This is a genomic window from Kamptonema sp. PCC 6506 (assembly GCF_000180455.1).
Lineage (GTDB): Bacteria > Cyanobacteriota > Cyanobacteriia > Cyanobacteriales > Microcoleaceae > Kamptonema > Kamptonema formosum.
Genome location: NZ_CACA01000001.1, coordinates 22,579 through 39,998 on the forward strand (window position 1 = coordinate 22,579; position 17,420 = coordinate 39,998).

At 43.1% G+C, this 17,420-nt stretch carries 23 protein-coding genes; 17 read left to right on the forward strand and 6 right to left on the reverse strand.

Annotated elements, in window-relative coordinates:
- The first annotated feature begins 102 nt into the window (after window positions 1-102).
- The 12 genes from OSCI_RS29410 (at window position 103) to OSCI_RS00125 (ending at window position 9,072) form a co-directional block, all read left to right on the forward strand.
- Window positions 103-279, forward strand: a complete 177-nt coding sequence (locus tag OSCI_RS29410) for a hypothetical protein (protein WP_157135534.1) — start codon at window positions 103-105, stop codon at window positions 277-279.
- Window positions 280-303: 24 nt separating this feature from the next.
- Window positions 304-1,089 (forward strand): hybrid sensor histidine kinase/response regulator, encoded by a 786-nt coding sequence (locus OSCI_RS00080; protein ID WP_007352783.1) that lies wholly within the window; start codon window positions 304-306, stop codon window positions 1,087-1,089.
- 94 nt (window positions 1,090-1,183) lie between these two features.
- Window positions 1,184-1,918, forward strand: coding sequence for a response regulator (locus tag OSCI_RS00085; RefSeq protein ID WP_007352784.1), 735 nt, complete (start codon window positions 1,184-1,186; stop codon window positions 1,916-1,918).
- Window positions 1,919-2,013: 95 nt separating this feature from the next.
- On the forward strand, window positions 2,014-2,976 hold the full coding sequence (locus tag OSCI_RS00090) for a XamI family restriction endonuclease (protein ID WP_007352785.1): 963 nt from the start codon (window positions 2,014-2,016) through the stop codon (window positions 2,974-2,976).
- Window positions 2,973-4,526 (forward strand): Eco57I restriction-modification methylase domain-containing protein, encoded by a 1,554-nt coding sequence (locus tag OSCI_RS00095; protein WP_007352786.1) that lies wholly within the window; start codon window positions 2,973-2,975, stop codon window positions 4,524-4,526. The genes OSCI_RS00090 and OSCI_RS00095 overlap by 4 nt, the downstream gene beginning before the upstream one ends.
- A gap of 137 nt (window positions 4,527-4,663) precedes the next feature.
- Window positions 4,664-5,008, forward strand: coding sequence for a hypothetical protein (locus OSCI_RS00100; RefSeq protein ID WP_007352787.1), 345 nt, complete (start codon window positions 4,664-4,666; stop codon window positions 5,006-5,008).
- The gene (locus OSCI_RS00105) at window positions 5,005-5,208 is read left to right on the forward strand and encodes a hypothetical protein (protein WP_007352788.1); all 204 of its coding nucleotides are present in this window, start codon (window positions 5,005-5,007) and stop codon (window positions 5,206-5,208) included. The genes OSCI_RS00100 and OSCI_RS00105 overlap by 4 nt, the downstream gene beginning before the upstream one ends.
- An 8-nt stretch (window positions 5,209-5,216) precedes the next feature.
- The gene (locus OSCI_RS29415; protein WP_148288981.1) at window positions 5,217-5,453 is read left to right on the forward strand and encodes a hypothetical protein; all 237 of its coding nucleotides are present in this window, start codon (window positions 5,217-5,219) and stop codon (window positions 5,451-5,453) included.
- A gap of 212 nt (window positions 5,454-5,665) precedes the next feature.
- Complete coding sequence (locus tag OSCI_RS00110; protein ID WP_007352790.1) at window positions 5,666-6,550, forward strand: hypothetical protein; 885 nt, start codon at window positions 5,666-5,668, stop codon at window positions 6,548-6,550.
- Between the two features lie 73 nt (window positions 6,551-6,623).
- Window positions 6,624-7,181, forward strand: coding sequence for a hypothetical protein (locus OSCI_RS00115; protein WP_007352791.1), 558 nt, complete (start codon window positions 6,624-6,626; stop codon window positions 7,179-7,181).
- Window positions 7,178-7,798, forward strand: a complete 621-nt coding sequence (locus OSCI_RS00120) for a hypothetical protein (protein ID WP_019488090.1) — start codon at window positions 7,178-7,180, stop codon at window positions 7,796-7,798. The genes OSCI_RS00115 and OSCI_RS00120 overlap by 4 nt, the downstream gene beginning before the upstream one ends.
- A 32-nt stretch (window positions 7,799-7,830) precedes the next feature.
- Window positions 7,831-9,072: an AAA family ATPase gene (locus OSCI_RS00125; protein ID WP_007352793.1), complete on the forward strand. Its 1,242-nt coding sequence runs from the start codon at window positions 7,831-7,833 to the stop codon at window positions 9,070-9,072.
- 59 nt (window positions 9,073-9,131) lie between these two features.
- Here OSCI_RS00125 and OSCI_RS00130 read toward each other — a convergent pair whose 3' ends face one another.
- Genes OSCI_RS00130 through OSCI_RS00140 form a run of 3 tightly spaced genes read right to left on the reverse strand, consistent with a single transcriptional unit; the run spans window position 9,132 to window position 10,901 of the window.
- Window positions 9,132-9,341 carry a DUF6753 family protein gene (locus OSCI_RS00130; RefSeq protein WP_007352794.1) on the reverse strand — a complete coding sequence of 70 codons (210 nt, stop codon included), beginning with the start codon at window positions 9,339-9,341 and terminating at the stop codon, window positions 9,132-9,134.
- Complete coding sequence (locus OSCI_RS00135) at window positions 9,338-9,895, reverse strand: mobilization protein (RefSeq protein ID WP_193387009.1); 558 nt, start codon at window positions 9,893-9,895, stop codon at window positions 9,338-9,340. Before OSCI_RS00135 ends, OSCI_RS00130 begins: the two co-directional genes overlap by 4 nt.
- A complete protein-coding gene (locus OSCI_RS00140) occupies window positions 9,852-10,901 on the reverse strand; it encodes a ParM/StbA family protein (protein ID WP_007352796.1) in 1,050 nt (349 codons plus the stop codon). Before OSCI_RS00140 ends, OSCI_RS00135 begins: the two co-directional genes overlap by 44 nt.
- 497 nt (window positions 10,902-11,398) lie before the next feature.
- On the opposite strand from OSCI_RS00140, the gene OSCI_RS00145 reads away from it, so the two are divergent.
- The 4 genes from OSCI_RS00145 to recG all read left to right on the forward strand — a co-directional run bounded on the left by OSCI_RS00145 (window position 11,399) and on the right by recG (window position 15,352).
- Entirely contained in the window at window positions 11,399-11,776 is a 378-nt protein-coding gene (locus tag OSCI_RS00145) for a hypothetical protein (RefSeq protein ID WP_007352797.1), read from the forward strand.
- A 54-nt stretch (window positions 11,777-11,830) separates the two neighbouring features.
- Window positions 11,831-12,364 carry a relaxase/mobilization nuclease domain-containing protein gene (locus OSCI_RS31155; protein ID WP_007352798.1) on the forward strand — a complete coding sequence of 178 codons (534 nt, stop codon included), beginning with the start codon at window positions 11,831-11,833 and terminating at the stop codon, window positions 12,362-12,364.
- A 44-nt stretch (window positions 12,365-12,408) separates the two neighbouring features.
- The gene (locus OSCI_RS31160) at window positions 12,409-13,026 is read left to right on the forward strand and encodes a hypothetical protein (RefSeq protein ID WP_007352799.1); all 618 of its coding nucleotides are present in this window, start codon (window positions 12,409-12,411) and stop codon (window positions 13,024-13,026) included.
- 241 nt (window positions 13,027-13,267) lie between these two features.
- Window positions 13,268-15,352, forward strand: coding sequence for an ATP-dependent DNA helicase RecG (recG, locus tag OSCI_RS00160; protein ID WP_007352800.1), 2,085 nt, complete (start codon window positions 13,268-13,270; stop codon window positions 15,350-15,352).
- A gap of 97 nt (window positions 15,353-15,449) precedes the next feature.
- On the opposite strand, the gene OSCI_RS00165 is transcribed toward recG, so the two are convergent.
- The 3 genes from OSCI_RS00165 to OSCI_RS00175 all read right to left on the reverse strand — a co-directional run bounded on the left by OSCI_RS00165 (window position 15,450) and on the right by OSCI_RS00175 (window position 16,844).
- Window positions 15,450-15,872: a hypothetical protein gene (locus OSCI_RS00165; protein WP_007352801.1), complete on the reverse strand. Its 423-nt coding sequence runs from the start codon at window positions 15,870-15,872 to the stop codon at window positions 15,450-15,452.
- Window positions 15,873-16,030: 158 nt separating this feature from the next.
- Window positions 16,031-16,444, reverse strand: coding sequence for a hypothetical protein (locus tag OSCI_RS00170; RefSeq protein ID WP_007352802.1), 414 nt, complete (start codon window positions 16,442-16,444; stop codon window positions 16,031-16,033).
- Entirely contained in the window at window positions 16,437-16,844 is a 408-nt protein-coding gene (locus tag OSCI_RS00175) for a pirin-like C-terminal cupin domain-containing protein (protein ID WP_234708671.1), read from the reverse strand. The genes OSCI_RS00170 and OSCI_RS00175 overlap by 8 nt, the downstream gene beginning before the upstream one ends.
- On the opposite strand from OSCI_RS00175, the gene OSCI_RS00180 reads away from it, so the two are divergent.
- On the forward strand, window positions 16,830-17,372 hold the full coding sequence (locus OSCI_RS00180) for a PadR family transcriptional regulator (RefSeq protein WP_007352804.1): 543 nt from the start codon (window positions 16,830-16,832) through the stop codon (window positions 17,370-17,372). The two genes, OSCI_RS00175 and OSCI_RS00180, sit on opposite strands and share 15 nt — an antisense overlap.
- The last annotated feature ends 48 nt before the right edge of the window (window positions 17,373-17,420 follow it).

Consider the following 17,420-nt stretch of genomic DNA (forward strand, 5'->3'; position numbering starts at 1 on the left):
TTTTAGGTAGAGCTAGCTCAAGCTTAGTAGTTGATAGATTAACACTTAGAACTGAACCCGAAAAATACCGACTCCAACCAAGTCTTGCGAAGGTTGATAAATATGGTACAAACTAACACTCTCTCAAACCGCAGCCAACTTTCACTGCCAGCAAACTATCAAACCCTGTCCGGCTATTTTTTGACCAATTTTCAAAAGTCGCTCAACGCTTTTGCCCGTGCCTGGAACAAGTATCAGCCAAATGATTCGCTCTCAAACGACAGAAAACAAGACTTATAAACGACTATCGCAGATGGGCTAGACTTGGGTGCTGATGATTTCGTTTGCAAGCCTATTCAAGTAAATGAGTTACTGGCTCGCGTCCGCAGCCTCCTCCGACTCAAACACAGCATAGATGCGATGCTGGAAATGACAAAGGCACGAGAGGATTTTGTGGCTCGTCTTACCCACGACTTGCGGATTCCCCTTGTCGGCGCTGATAGAATGCTGACCCTACTCCAACGAGGGAAATTCGGCGAACTACCTCAAAAAGCGATAGAGGCGATCGCTACCATCGGTAACAGTAACCAAAATTTGCTTTTGTTAGTCAATACTTTACTGGAAGTTCACCGATTTGAATCTGGTTGCAAGAGCCTCGCGATCGCCCCCTTTGACCTGAAAAAACTGGTCAAAGAGGTCGTCAAGGAACTGGAGGCTGTGGCTATCGACAAAGGACTTGTTCTAACTTTCGACGAGCCTGACTCCCAACCGCTGCGGATTGAGGGCGATCGCCTGGAACTCCGCCGAGTCATCACCAACTTAGTCGGAAATGCCATTAAATTCACCGATTTTGGTTGTGTGAAAATCGTTGTCCGTTCAGATGTTAAGTCGGTAAGCATTAGTGTAGAAGACACCGGCCCCGGCATCAGAGCCTCAGAACAAGCCACGCTGTTTGAACGATTCCGCACCGGAAACCATGCTAGAGCAGGTTGCGGCTTGGGGCTGCATTTGTCCCACCGGATTGTAGAAGCCCATTCTGGCAGCATTGACGTGACATCAACGGTGGGTCAAGGCAGCACATTTACTGTACAGCTCCCCATCTCGCTCTAAAAGTCTTGTTTGGATACAAAAGAGCACATAGGTTCTACCTTGGACACACTCGTGTCGCTGAAGTACAATTGTCCTTTTTTTAAACAAACCAACCATGAATAAAATTAGTGTTGCCTTAATTGAAGACCATCACCTGACAAGGGCGGGAATCAAAGCAGCTTTAGAAGACTGCGAAGAACTTCAATTTATCGGAGAAGCAGCTAACGGCCTGCAAGGGATAACTTTACTGGAGAAAACCCGGCCTGATGTAGCGATCGTTGATATCGGACTGCCAGGGTTGATAGATGGGATTGAACTGACAAAAAGGTTCAAAGAATACATACAAACTGCCCAAACTCAAAGCGTCGATAACCAACCGAAAGTATTGATTTTGACGATGCAGGATAATGAGGAATCAGTGCTGGCAGCTTTTGCAGCGGGAGCCGACTCTTACTGCATGAAAGATGTCAGTTTTGAAAAGTTAGTGGAAGCTGTTGTTGAGACAAATGCTGGTGAAAACTGGATCGATTCTTCAATTGCCAGAATCGTTTTGGCTCGCATGAATAACCCTTTTAAGGAAGCTGTTAACTCAGCAACCATTTCCACTGTGTCAATCAATGGAGTCGAGCCAGAATACAGTCATTTGTTAATGGCGAACCCTTTAACAGAACGCGAAAAAGAGGTTATAGAGTTGATTGTTGAAGGTTGTAGCAATGAGGAAATTTGCAAGCAGCTATACATTTCCCTCGGTACTGTGAAAACTCATGTGCGTAACATCCTTAATAAGCTGTCTTGCGACGATCGCACTCAAGCGGCTGTCAGAGCTCTTCGCGCTGGTTTAGTTGACTAAATCCGCTTCAAGAGCAACCGCTTGGTGGATAATACAACAGAGACGTTCCAGCAATCTAAGCTATTTAAGCCAGGGTCGCGATTAGAGGAGATGCAGTGCCAGTTAATGCCGACAAACCACACTTGTGGAAACCCGATATTGCCCTGTCGGTAGACTTCTATAACAATTGGTTCATGCAGTTTGCTCCAAAAGCCTACCGCGACACTCGCATTGCTACAACTCAACAAGTTGAATCCGCCTTAGCTGAGACAGCCAATCTGACCAACATCACGTCTGCCCTGCTGCAACAGCATCCAGAGGTTTTGCCCATTTTACGCATGGCGGCAGCGCCGCCAATTGCGCGAGATCGCCTGATCGGTTTAGCAGGAGTGTCGCCCAACCTAGTCAAAAATATGGAAGAGAAACAGCGAATTCCGCCCCGGGCAGACATTGCAACTCTGGATGCTGAACTCACAAAAATTAGTCAAATTATTGCACGACTGCTCGACAAAGATATTTTTCCTTGGCTAGAAAGCCGACAGCAGCCAACTGATAGTGAAGTTCAAAGAGCAGCAACAATTGTAGCCGATCGCCTTTGCGGTGCTATTTCTGACCCGATCGTTCGCAACGCTCAAGAACGAAGGCAGCTTACTATGATCAGACAATGGCTGGAACAGCGTGGTTATTCCTATGTTAGAGGAGGAGCCGGATTAAGTTTTGAGACAATGCAACCGGGGACTTTCTCGTTTCGGCTCAATATCCCGGTACTTTTACAGTCCGGCACCAAACAAATTAATATCCCTATTGATGTTGCGCTCGTGCCAATTGATTCTAGCCCTGGTGAATTCCCGTTACTGATTGAAGCGAAATCTGCCGGTGACTATACCAATCCCAATAAGCGACGCAAGGAAGAAGCTATTAAAATGACTCAATTGAGGAGCAATTACGGCAATAACGTGCGTTTTATTTTGTTTCTTTGCGGTTACTTTGACAGTGGCTATTTGGGTTACGAAGCGGCCGAAGGAATTGACTGGGTTTGGGAACATCGGATTGATGATTTAGCGCTATTTGAAATATGAATGTAACTGCAACAATTGAATTGACACGAATGTTGCGGCAATCGCAACTGGATGGAGCTAGAACTCAAGCTCAGCGAAATAAGCTAGGTCAGTTTGCTACACCTCCAACACTGGCAGCAGATATTCTCAAATATGCTTCAATGCTGTTGCCGTCAGACATTAAAATTCGTTTTCTCGACCCAGCTTTTGGCACAGGTTCTTTTTATTCGGCATTATTGCAGCAATTTGGGCGATCGCAAATTGTTAAAGCAGTTGGCTATGAAATTGACCCCCATTACGGAAACGAAGCGATTAAGCTTTGGAGTGACACTTCGCTACATCTGAATATCGCTGACTTTACCCAAGCGACACCCCCTAACTCTGATGAAGCAAAAGCTAACTTAGTAATTTGCAATCCCCCCTATGTCCGGCACCATCATTTGAACCGAGTTGAAAAGCTGCGGCTGCAACAGCTAGCACAGCAAACAGCGGGAGTTAAACTCAGTCAGTTGGCTAGTCTTTACTGCCATTTTTTGTGCATTGCGGATGCGAGTATGGCTGTTGATGGATTAGCGGGGTGGCTGATTCCCAGTGGATTTATGGATGTGAATTACGGACGGCAAATTAAGGATTACTTGCTAAATCGCGTTACCCTACTACGAATTCACTGTTTCGATGCTGCTGACGCGCAGTTTGAAGATGCACTCTGTACGTCAGCAGTGGTTTGGTTTAAGAAAGCTTTGCCACCTGCTAACCATGCTGTTGAGTTTACCTATGGAGGGAGTTTGACAGCATCTAAAATGTCGCTGATCGTGTCGGTGGAGTCGCTACGCAGTGCAGCTAAGTGGACTAAGTTTGGACTGATGTCTGGTAGCGTGAATTCTCAAGAACAGCCGTTGAAACTTAAGGACTTATTTACTATTAAACGGGGGCTGGCGACGGGAGCGAACGATTTTTTTGTGTTAACACTAGAGCAAGTTTCTGCTTACAAATTGCCCTTTGAATTTCTCAAGCCAGTTTTGCCCAGTCCCCGGTTGTTATCAGTTGATGAGATTGAGGGCGATCGCTTGGGAAATCCGATTCTAGATCGTCGGTTATTCTTACTATCGTGCGATTTGCCCCCTGATGAGGTGAAAGCTAAGTATCCGTCGCTGTGGGAATATTTGGAGATGGGAGTAGAGCAGGAAATTTGCGATCGCTACCTGTGCAAGCATCGCTCACCCTGGTATTCTCAGGAAAAGCGTCCTCCTTCGCCGTTCCTCTGTACTTATATGGGCCGTCAGGATACTGGTAGAGGTAGACCTTTTCGATTTATTCTGAATCATTCAATGGCGACGGCTACCAATGTATATTTGATGTTGTATCCTAAACCTGCTCTTGCCAAAGTGCTTTTAGATCGACCAGAATTGCTTAAAGAGGTGTGGCAGGCGCTCGATCAAATTTCTGATGAGGCACTGATGGGTGAGGGGCGCGTGTATGGGGGTGGATTGCATAAGCTGGAACCGAGGGAATTGGGTAATAGTTTAGCTGCGAAGGTTGTTGAAGTTTTATCAAAGCAGTTGGTTGATTGACTGGAGTTGCGCTCAAAAACTAGAAGTGCGTTCGCGTAGTGTGCCGGAGGCATATCGCAGGCGTGCAAACACCTTCCCTGGTAGTTGCAGCTTTTTTGGGTATGATGTAGTCTTGTCTTCTCTATATCTGGGGCAGAATGGCCAAATTACCAGACCAAACTTTAAATAATATCTTTTACTTGCAGCGACGGTTAGTAGAACTAATTGATGAAGCCAAAGCCACTGAGTTTGATCTATTTGAACGGTTTGGTGAGAATGAGGCAACCCTACCAGAACTAGATCAGATGCAAAGCAGTGTTGAGAGACTGAGAATGCCTTACTCACGTTTGCATACTCTGGCACTAGGAATAGCTGAATACCAGCCGATAGCTCCTGATGCTATGCTGAACTTATTGGCTCAAACCATTGAGCAGACTGAGGCATTAATCGGTGCTGTAGAGGCAAGCATTTCTGAAACCAAACAAAATTGGAATCTGCCATGAATCAACAACTCCAAATACCCGACCCCCAAACGAGAGCGCGAAGTGTCGCTAGGTGGCGCGAAGTTAACCAACAAATCGACTTGCTCACACTCCAGCTTGATGAATTAATTGCGATGGTAGATACTGGTCTGCGAGAGCAACGTCTGGCTAGACTTCAAGGTAAAGGTAAAGGTCAAGCAGCAGAGACTATTAATGGGTAAGAGAGGATGTGGGCGATCGCTACCTGTGCAAACATTGTACTCCCTGGTACTCGCAGGAAAAGCATCCTCCTTCGCCGTTCCTCTCTACCTATATGGATCGTCAGGATACTGGTAGAGGTAGACCTTTTCGATTTATCCTGGATCACTCAAGGGCAACGGCTACCAATGTTTATTTGATGTTGTATCCTAAACCTGCTCTTGACAATATATTTTCGGATAAGCCAGAATTGCTCAAAGAGGTGTGACAGGCGCTCGATCAGATTTCTGATGAGGTGGTGATGGCTGAGGAGTGCGTATATGGGGGTGGACTGCATAAGCTGGAGCAGAGAGAACTGGGTAATACATCTTATGTAGAAATTCTTAAGATTTTACTAAGTTGGTAAGCTGTTTGGTTACATTCATATTTAATTCATACTTACTCTGCTGCGGACTCTTATGCACTCAAGGAGAAAAAATAATGGACATTTTGGGAATAGCCCATGAAATTAATTCCGAGCTTAGACATATTCGCTCTCAGTATCCCCATGTGTTAAGTGCGGAAGAAAGGTCGGATATTTTTGATAGTATCGAGACTTGTCTGATTAATGAACTTGCAGATGTGATTGAACTATCAGTACGCAATGGTCGCGACAAGCAAGAGTTATTGAAATGGAGTTACAATTTAAGCGATAAAAATTACCCAGAACGAATTGGTATAGATATCCAAACAATTCTTGCATCACTCAATAAGATTAAACAAGAAGCATACTTAGATTGTGTTGTAAAATGGTCGTCTCAATTTTTAGAGCTAGATCCCCCCTCCCAGGAAAAGCTTCTCTGTAACACTATTTGGGATAAAAATTATACAATCACTAACGATTTAGATAGAAGTTCAAAAAAACTTGGGTTACGAGATAAACATGAATCATTAGAGCAAAAAATAAATGACTCTAATATATGTATTGACTTAAGTATAATAGAGAATGAACTTTTGAAACTTGCTTCGGAAACAGAACTACTTGGTAGTATTTCAGCAAAGCAAATTACTAATGATCTACAAAAATGTTTTCTTAATAATTATATTCGAGGAGTAGAGTTTTCAATTTTAGAGAATCATAAAAAACTTATTATAATTCAATGGAAGTTTGAACTGAATTCAAGCAATAATTTAGTTCGATCCGGAGAACCTTTACCTTTAATAATAGAGCAATATCAAGAAAATAAAGAGTATTCCTGCCTGAAAATTCAGCTTAAATTTACCGAAAAATTTAAACGTACATCCGAGGAAGACCAACTATATATAAAAAATACAATTTTTGAAAAAAGCGATTCTCTTATTTTAAAAAAAAAAGAGGCTGGTTGAATTATTTAAAACGCATTATTAATTACCACTAAAGACTAGCTTTGATGTTAACTCAACTTATAGGTAGATAAAAATGAAAAGCATTGTTATTTCCACATCGATATCGATTACCGGAAATGATATAATTTATGTAGCTCAACAGGTTAAAAGGGATTTAAAAAGTCTAAGTAAAGCTTACCCAAATCTTCTTTCTTCAGATGAAGCCGATGATTTAGAAGATAACTTTATGACTCTTCTAATAAATAATGCTGTTTCTGATATAGGATTCAGCATATATGATCCAACTAACTCAAATCTTGTATATCACGAGTATCGATATAAAGTTCTTCTAGGTGGAGATGTCACATCTGTAACAAATGGAGGTCGTCAGGGAACGGGAGGAAAACCCGTAGAAGCAGTCTGGATTCCGAGTTCAGCAGTATTTACTTCTTGGGTTATTTGGTCAGATACTATGTCAAATTTGTCAAAAGAACAACAAAGAAGTATTGTGAGTAATACAAGATGGTCAATACCAGGAGAAAACTCCAGTTTTCAGCGTAGATACGAGGGAGAAAATTGGAGCAGCTTAGGGCTTTATGCTAGCGGTAATCTTGGAGTTGAAGTGCAAGTTTGGAAGTTTAAAAAAGCTTGAAAAATATCAATTTTAGTAACAAATTAAAATTAACAATTATGAGCCATTTACATTTATTTCTCTATCTACCGGAGCAAGTTTATCAGCTTTTAAAACTGCCTACATCTTCAGTAATTCAAACAACTTTGACTATTTCACCTAATCGATTAAGCCTGCCAACTTTAGTATCTGTAGAAAATATTATTCAAGAAATCAATGCTAAAGGATTTGAGTTAGCAAATAGCAATCAAATTTATAAAATATCCAGTTTGATTAATAATTATTTAGTTACAGAAAAAGCTAATTGGCAAGATCAATCTCTGGAGTTGAACGTTACACGAATATCACTGCAAGATAAGGAATTTTACGATGAAGTTAAAAAAGTTCGCGATTTGGCTACTACGATGGCAAAGGAGGTTACTTACTATGAAGATAAAAATGATAATGACAATGTAAAAAAAGCAAAAGATAATGCTAGGAAGGAGTTAGCAAAATCCGTAAAAAGTCAGCCGAAATGGTGGGATACTAGAACAGGAAAATTATTTATTTTTTTGGGCAAAACTGCTATTTCTACGATCTGGGGAAGGTGCATTGGCACTGCCTTTGATACTTTGATTGATAACATTAGGGAAAACTAAACTCTAGGTAAATTAGGATAAGGGGATCTAAAATGCCATCTTTATTTTGGATGATTTGCTGGGACTATGGCTTTTTTCCAATAACTAGCACAACAGAAAAAGCTATCATTCAATCGCTTCGTCAACACATTATAGGACAAAAAATAAGTGCCAGTGATATAGGAATGTACTTAGAAAAAATCACCGTAATAGTTGGAGGTGCAAAACAAAGCTTTTCTGCACATCTGGAAAGAATCGATCCACCTACCAATTTCACAGTTGACAACACCACTACTTTTCATGTCAGTTCAGAAAAAGATTTTAATAAATCTTCGTTAGCTCAAGGAGATATAATTATGGACCCTTTACCAACTTCCGAATTAGATGAACTTGTTACGTTTCAGATAACATTCAATCCTCAAAAGCTAGATTTTTATTACATGGAAATTTATAAATCGCTAGTTGGGATCGCTAAGGAAGAAATACTTCTAGAAGTGATAAGTTTGTTAACTCCATTTGAAAAAAAAGAGAAGTGGAGTCAGCAATATTATCAAACTGTATTACCTGCACTTCTGACTACTGCAAACAAAGCTCCTGTAATTGTTTTTGGTGGCGATCCTGGCACTGGAAAAACAGCACTAGCAACCAGTATGGGAGTGGCATTAGCGAAAAAGTTAGGTGAGAAAGTTCATTTTAAACACCTGGGGCTGATGATGCGAGGCATGGGATATCAGGGACGAGCTAGTAGCATGATTGTAAAACTATTTGAACAGGTTAAAAAAGAGTATATTAAACATAAAGAACCTATAATTCTTTTTTTTGACGAAGCTGAAGCTATGGTAGGCTCACGCGAACAAACTGATTCAAGTTCGGGAGCGCAAGAGAATTTAGCAATAGTCGATTCAATTATTATTGGTGTAGATAGTTTACGCAAAGGACTACAAGCACGAGTTGTCGCTTTGTTTGCTACAAATTTAACAGGACGGATTGATCCGGCATTATTGCGACGTAGCTACTATTATGAATTCAAGAGACCTGATGAAAAAGCCCGTCAAATATTATTGGAATCATCTTTACAAGGTATGGGATTCAATAAAGATGATATAGATAGGCTAGTAGAAGCTACACAACCCAAAATAATCAATGGTAAAGAAATAGGCTTTACACCTTCTGATATAGTTGAATTAATAATTAGTCGTGCATTAAATAAAGCAATACAAGCTAATCAGCCTGTCAGTGTGGAATCTTTGTTAAGCTTTTGCCAAGAGACAACCCCTACAGGTGCTTTTTTATAGCCTGCATACCGCTTCCTAGAAATACTAATTCAGCTATTTGTTAATTATGTAGCTGATAATTAGAATGCTAACTCAAAATCCTCCGGTTTAGGACTCTCTTGAATCAATACTTCCAATCGACCAGTAGCCAACAAAATCAAAAAAATCGGGTCAGTCGGCTCAATTTTCCCCTTAAAAGCCAACTCCAAAACCTTGCGCCGATACTCCTCAGATTGCCCCTCTAAAGCAATATCCAGCAAAGATTTAGTATCAACAGCACCATAACTCACGGCAACATCCCCGTAGTTTCAAACGCCTCATAAGCAGACAACATAAACGACTTAATCCGCTGCCGGCCCAACACACCGAGTTCCTGACTATTTCTTGCCAAATCAAAAGTTATCCCCTGAGCATCAATCGCATTCCTTTCCCGCGAATAAAACTTAGGAAAATCAATCACCTTCACCTCATACTTTTTAATCGCATTCTGCACCTCCTCCATCTCTTCCACAGAACTCCAATCATCCTCCAATCCCAAATTGCGGACAAGAACGTGAGCAATCTTATTATCAAAATGCTTAACTGACTTCAAAAAGAGTTGCACGCTATCGTAGCCCCCCGTGCAAATAAACCACTTGCAAAAACTAATACGAGATTGCTTCCCCAACTCAATTAAATTGTTCCTTCCCATCCACTTAGTCACCAAAGGATAAACCTGAGCCGGTAAATTGACAATCACGCTCTTCTCAAACGCCAATTCAAAAATCCGATCTGCTTCGTAAAACTTCTTCTCATCCTCACTAAACAAAGCCGCACGGCATAGCCAAAATAGGTGGCATAGCAACTTCCGCATTCCAAATAAGCGGGAAGCGATCGTAATGTTCGTTTAACTCCCTACGGAGATAATCAGCCGTCCCACCACAGAACACCAATTCATCGCAATCCAGCGGCAAATTCTCATCCAACCAACTCGTGAGACTCCGCACATATTCAGGCCGCGCCTCTTTAATTGCTGCTATCATCTGCTGTACTTCTTCCGCCCGCCCTTGCTTAGTCGTGCTGCGAGCCAACCGCATCAAAGAACCTGCCTTAAACTCAGATCCCGCTGCGGCGATCGCGGGAGTCAATCGCTCAGCAGTCTGCCCCGAAGTCCTAGCTACCACCCTCTCCACCATGCGGATGAAGCCCAAATCGCTCGTTTTTCCCGGCCTGACATCTCCCCGCTGAACAACCAGCAGGCTAGCATTGCGGTAGCCAATCATCGCGATCGCACACACCCGCTCTTTCAAAACAGAACCAACTTTCTTGTTGTGCATTAAGTAAATGCCACCCCCCTCTGGCTTGCAGTTAAACGCCAACAATTCCACGCTCATTGAGCCTGTAGGAGTTTGATAATCCGCTAAAGCTTCACGCAGCACCCGCTCGAACCGATTTCGGTCTTCATATTCCCCCGGTGGCAACAACACGGCGATCGCCGCCGTAAATTTTGCAGGCAAATTCAGCTTTTCCTTAATCGCCCACATCCCAGCCAGAGTTTTGTGCAGCGCCCTTTCGTACTTGAGTTCCGAAAGGCCAGCATTGGCGTGAAACCTCTCTTTCGCCAAATACCCCACTGCTCTGTAATCATTCCTAAAGGCAACCCAAGCCGTATTCTCAGGCTCAGCTAACCCCAACTGGTCTCTGGTATAAGCCAAAACTGATTCCTGCGGTACAGATACGACCTCCGGTTCCATGCACAGCAGTCGAATTTGATTCTTTGGCCCTGCGTAGAGAATTTTGGTAGCTGACCCCCCATAATCGTAGGCCGCGATCGCTTGAGGCCAGATAGTTTCGATAGTAGTTTCACTCATATTGCAAGTCTTCCTAATTGAAGTTTCAAGAGTGGTAAAAAAATAGCCCTGTACCTTTGGGCGTGCAGAAATAACTTTCACGCCAAGCCAAGCGTGCTACCTCACAAGAAGGCTGTAAAACAACAGCTATTGAGGGATTAAAACGCACTTACTACTTATTAACCCTCCTAAAACCTCCCCTCCCTCAGCCAGTTGTCTGAATCCCAGCACCTCTAAAAATCGGACTCACGGCTTAGGCTAAAACGAAGCTTTTGGTAGCAAGCTGTGTCAGAGGTGCGTCTAAGTCGCCCAGACAGGATGGTTGCTGAGCCTACTCGATATGCCTACCACTGGCTAGACCAACGCGCAGAGCGATCGCAATCGAAGGATAAAGTTCTAAGACTTACGCACTCCCGTGCCAAATTACCCTATTCTTGGCGCTTGTAAAGAAGCTGAAACCCTTGTGCTGGCGTTACAGTGCATAAGTCCTAAGCTTGTTACCCCAACACCAAATAGCCATGTCGAAATCCAAACGAATCAAAAGAATAGCCATATACCTAACACCAGAAGAACTTCAACTTGCTGGATCTTTGGCTAAAAATCTCCAATTGAGTATCAGCGGTTTATTCCGATACCACACTTTTAAACAACAACATCAACCTGCTTTGTGCCAAAAATTAGCTGAACTTAACCTCCGGCTTAAACCGATTGCCCTTGCTACAGAACAAGCATTATGGATGGGGGAAAAAATTACACAACCAGCCAACTTTAAGGATTTGATTGAGGAAACTTTAGCACTGCTTAAGCAAGTACAGCAACAGCAAATGAACGTCCCAGTTCTAATGAATTTAAGCGATATTGAGGGAAATTTAGAATGTTTTAGCGAAGATTATTAATAAAAAAATCCACAAATTATCACTTGTTTTACTACACAAGTTTTAAGCTTAGTAATGATTGGTAAGCAGAAAATCGGTAAAACTTTTACCCCATTGCTCAATTACCTCTTCTCCAAAGAAGGAGCTTTACTGATTGGAGGAAATATGGTAGGAGAAAATGCCCAGGAACTAGCTGCGGAGTTTCTCTTCTCCAAACAACTCAATCCTAGAGTTGAAAAACCAGTTTACCATGCCACCTTAAGCGTACCTTCTGGCGAGTATATCCCCGATGCCAAATGGCGGGCGATCGCTCTTGATTACCTAGAAGGAATGGGACTCGATCAAAACCTATTTGCCATTATCCGCCATACCGACCGCGAACACGACCACATTCATATTGCAGCCAGCCGCATCAAATTGGATGAAAAAGGAACTTGCGTATCCGATAGCTGGAACTATCTACGCAGCGAAAAATTGATTCAAAAATTGGAAGAAAAGTACGACTTGGCACCAGCTTCTCGCAGTTTTAATAAGGAACGTCTGTTGAAGAGAGTGCCACTGATTCTTCAAATGTTAAGTCAGAAGATGTATCCCTGGATGAACCATTAAATCAAGAGACAAACGAACCAGATTTAACTCTTCACTGGCAATCCGTGCGAGAAAGGCTGGTAGAAAATGCCTGCCTCCCCTCCGAATTGATAGACCTGTTACACGATAAAGGGTGGATAGATATAGATGGCCAAGCCCGTGCTGTGTTTACTCTCCGCACGCTTACCGGAGATTATATGGGAACCTGCACTTGGGAGTCTAATGGAACATTTTCCATTGGCAGTAATGCGGGAATATCACTTGCAAAAGACAGCGAACAAGGTATTTTCTGGATAGCGACTCAAAACGATATTGAAAGAGCCGTTATTGCCAGCAATCCGGTGGAAATGCTGTCTGCGATCGCTCTCGACCCCGATTTTGATCGCAAACCGACTTTGTACTTAAGTATCGATGCTATATCTTCCTTGCCAACAGAATTTCTCAGAGGTATTCCCGCGATAGTAGTCGGTTTGAAAGGAGATGAATTTGGCGAGAAATTGTCCCAAGAAATTATCTCGATACTACCTCAAGCCAAACGAATAAACCCCGGTATTAGTGGGTGGAATGGGATACTGATAACCGATGTTCAAGAAATGGAAACCCAATCAGATGAAGTTGATCAAACAAGTGATGTGCCAGAGAACACATTACGCGATAGCAATTCTGGTTTGAGCTTGGATTAGCAATCAAAAGACTATGTTCGTGTCTTGTACATTTCCTATCATGCAGCAGTAAAGCGATCGCATTTGATATTTAAGCACTTTACAGAGAACTGTTTTTGGGCAAATTCTCTCGGTTTCAGAGTATTAATGAAAGCGCTTTTTCGCTTCAATAAGCCCTTGATTATTTTTGAAAGCAAGAGAAATATTTTTACTTTCTCGCTGCTAACGCAGCCGCACGAGCGCTTTCAACTTATTAAATCCCATGAACCTGCATTTACCAATTCATGCTCTGCCAGCGTTAAGCAGAAACAATTGCCGACTGCTTGAAAAACTTGGCATTACCAGCATCCTCGACCTACTGCTTTACTTTCCCCGCGACTACATCAAGTATCGGCGAGTTAAAATAGCCGGTTTACAAATAGGAGATTCTGTCACAATTGTGGGCAAAATTAAGAAACACGAAATTATCAGTCCGCCTAAAAATCCTCGACTAACAATCCAAACACTTATCGTCAAGGATAAAACAGGTAACATAGCCTGTAAACGTTTCTTCAATCATACCTATTATCAATCTCAACAGTGGAGAAACGAGCAAAATTTGATGTACGTTAATGGAAGCATTGTTACTGTATCGGGGGTAGTTAAGGCAGACCGGTATTATGGAATGATATTAACTTCCCCTGAAATTCAACTAATTGATTTAGACCAAGTAAGGGATACGAAAAACTCAATTATCCCGATTTATCCATTAACAAAAGGAGTTAGCAACGAAATCGTTCAAGAAGCAGTATCCTCAGCTTTGGAAATGACTGAGCTACTAATTGACCCCCTACCGCAGCATCTCCGACGAAAATGTGGTTTGATGGAATTACAGGTAGCGATCGCAAATATCCACCAACCCCCAGACGAACCCCAACTAGAAGCTGCCCGCCGTCGCCTGGTATTTGATGAATTCTTCTATCTTCAGCTATCATTCCTCGTGCGCCGCCGTCAACTTTTAGCACGTTCAGCTATTACAAAAATAACCCCTACTAGCCCACTGGTAGAACAGTTTTACTCTCAACTTCCCTTCTCGCTTACCTTAGCTCAACGTCAGGTCATCAACGATATTCTCAACGACATGACTGCCAAAACCCCGATGAACCGATTGGTACAGGGGGATGTTGGTTCTGGTAAAACGGTTGTTGCAGTCGTTGCTATCCTCGTCGCTATTCAATCCGGCTACCAAGCGGCACTGATGGCCCCTACAGAAGTGTTAGCCGAACAGCATTATAGGAAGATTGCTACATGGTTTGAACCCCTTGGGGTTTCTGTTCAATTGCTGACGGGTTCTACGAAAACTGCCAAACGCAGAGAAATCCACGCCCAACTGGAAACGGGCGAACTTTCCCTGTTAGTGGGAACTCACGCACTGCTGCAAGAAAAAGTCAACTTCAATCAACTCGGTTTGGTGGTGATTGACGAACAGCATAGATTCGGAGTACAGCAGCGGCAGAATTTACTCAACAAGGGAAATAGACCTCATGTACTGACAATGACGGCGACTCCTATTCCACGTACCTTAGCACTGACGTTGCACGGAGATTTGGATGTCAGTCAGATTGACGAGTTACCGCCAGGGCGACAGAAGATTCACACGAAAGTGATTAATAAAGGCGCTCCAGCTTACGATTTCATCCACCATCAGGTACTTCAAGGTCGTCAGGCGTACATCATTCTTCCCCTGGTGGAAGAATCGGAAAAGCTAGATTTGAGAGCAGCAGTAGCCGAATACGAGCGACTTTCAACAGAAATTTTCCCCGAATTTAGGGTAGGATTGCTGCACGGTCGGATGACATCAGCCGAGAAAGATGAAGCGCTCAAATCCTTCCGCGACAACAAAACTCAAATCTTGGTTTCCACCACTGTGGTTGAAGTGGGCGTCGATGTTCCCAATGCTACAGTCATTTTAATTGACCATGCCGATCGCTTTGGCTTAGCTCAACTGCACCAGTTAAGAGGTCGCGTCGGTCGGGGTTCGCACCGTTCCTATTGTTTGCTGCTAGATACCAGTAAAACAGCAGAAGCCAAGGCACGTCTTGAGGTGTTGGAAAAGTCTACTGATGGGTTCTTTATTTCGGAGATGGATTTGCGATTGCGTGGGCCGGGAGTTGTGATGGGCTATCGCCAATCGGGAATTTCAGAATTTGCTTTGGCGAATATACTGGATGATGAGGATTTGCTGAATTTAGCTCGTTGTATGGCAGTAGTAATTGTTAAGAGTGACCCGAATTTAGAAGCGTATCCATTGATGGTTGCAGAACTCAAAAGACTGGGGCTGACGAGTTGGAATTGCGCTCTCAATTAATAGATTTTAATAATAGTTGATGCAATTCAAATTACCTCCAATTCCACCTAAAATTTTCAGATATGCAGTCAATCATTCACAAATACAGTTGTACCGTTCAAGTCAGTGGCTCAATCGGCAAATTAGCAGCAATTTCGACTATAGTAATTTTCGCATTCTCAACAACCGTATTTCCCATCATCGTATCGTGCATTGCCTCAAACTTTGATTCGGCTTCAGCAATACGTTCATAGTGCAAAATTACATGATAATGTTTAGCGATCGCCAAACCTGCCTCAGTTCGCTCTACGGCATCCCAGTCTCGATTCTGACGTTCCTCAGCAATCTGGCGATAACGCTCGGCTAACTGCTCTAAGGCGATCGCAATTGTATGTTCCTTTGTTTGACCGTAGCAACGGATGTCCGCAGTGGGGCAGTCACTCAAATCTGTTGACATCTGGCACGTATACTGTCCATTAGTCTGAGGCTGCACGGTTAGCGAAATCGTTCCGGTAATCGAATCGGGATTCATCTGGTTCATATTTACTTCGCTCTTAACTCGCTCTGATGTTGTTATTGCTGATTATGCAGCAGTAGCTTGTAGCTAATTGTGTTTGTTGTCAAAGTCATCTCCTAATGTAATGAATTTGAAGAAATAGTTTGTCCAAATTGCACTCAACTTGGACAAACAGAATCAGTTTATTGTTCACTATTAGCTAGCACCATGACAACATCAGCATGGGCTAACACCACATCAGGATTGCTTTGCAGGGCTGCATCATACTTCATCGCAAAATCATTTCCCGATGCGTCAGGTGTGAGCAAAATCCGAACCTCAGTAATGAGAGTAGCGATCGCTTCTTTTGTAACAGGCTCATCGGCATGGATCAGATCCTCAATTTGCACAATCAATTGGGAGAGTTGATGCAACCAAGCAAATCGAGCGTCATTAATCGCCAGTTGTAGCAATTCCCCTCTGGAAACAGTTCCCCGCACTTGTTCGTAAGTGACGCGCTCAGCATTCAACAATATTTTGTGCAAGTCCAGCAATTTGATTCGTAACTCGCTCAAAAGTTGATGTCGATTAATCCGGTGTTGAAGTGTATTAAACATGAATCCGTCCCATCCTTCCATTTTGGTAATCTGCGATCGCTTGTATAATTTCAGCTTCGGTGTTCATCACAAACGGGCCGTAGCGCACCACAGGCTCATTCAACGGTACACCTGCAATTAGTAGGAAATCGAGGGGTTGTTGAGCATCAGCAGGATTGGTAATTACAACCTCATCCCCATCTGGTGCAAACATCACCATTTGCCCATCGTCACCGCGCTCCTGTTCGGTGCCAAACAAACCAGAACCATCCAGCAGATATGCAAAGGCATTGTATTCTTTCGGTACTCTTTGGACAACGGATGCGCCTGGTTGCAGCGTGAAGTATAGTAGTATATAAGACTCACGAGTAGGGCTTGTATCACTCCTTAATTCGGTAAACCGTCTATGTCTCTCGCCCACGTTATTCTCGGTCTGCTTCAGCAACAGGAGCGGACTGGCTACGACCTCAAAACTCAGTGTTTTGACGATTGTATTGCCCACCTGTGGCCAGCAGATCAGGCACAGATTTATCGCACATTGGAAAAACTAGAGGCACAAGGTTGGATTACCTGCACGGTGGAAATTCAGCACGATCGCCCTAATCGCAAGGTTTACCAGATTACAGAAGCAGGTGAAGCGGCATTAAATCAATGGCTTGGGACTCATCAGCCTCTACCAATTCTGCGAGAACCCTTGGTAGTGCAACTCTACTTTGCTGCTCAGCTACCGAATCAGGCGATTATTCATTTGCTAGAGCAAGAGTTGGCAGCGCGGCATGAGAAACTAGCTGAATGCAAGGCGATCGCTCTTCTTTCCAAGGACGATTCCAAAGCATCTCGCGAGCAGAAAATGCAGGGGTTGGTACTGGAGTTGGTAACGCGACGAGAACAGACCTATCTAGATTGGCTCAATGAGGCAATAGAAACAGTCCGAAGCCAGCCCGAATAAGAAGCTCTACAATTATCAATGCTGTTTTTTGGGCGACTCTAACTTACA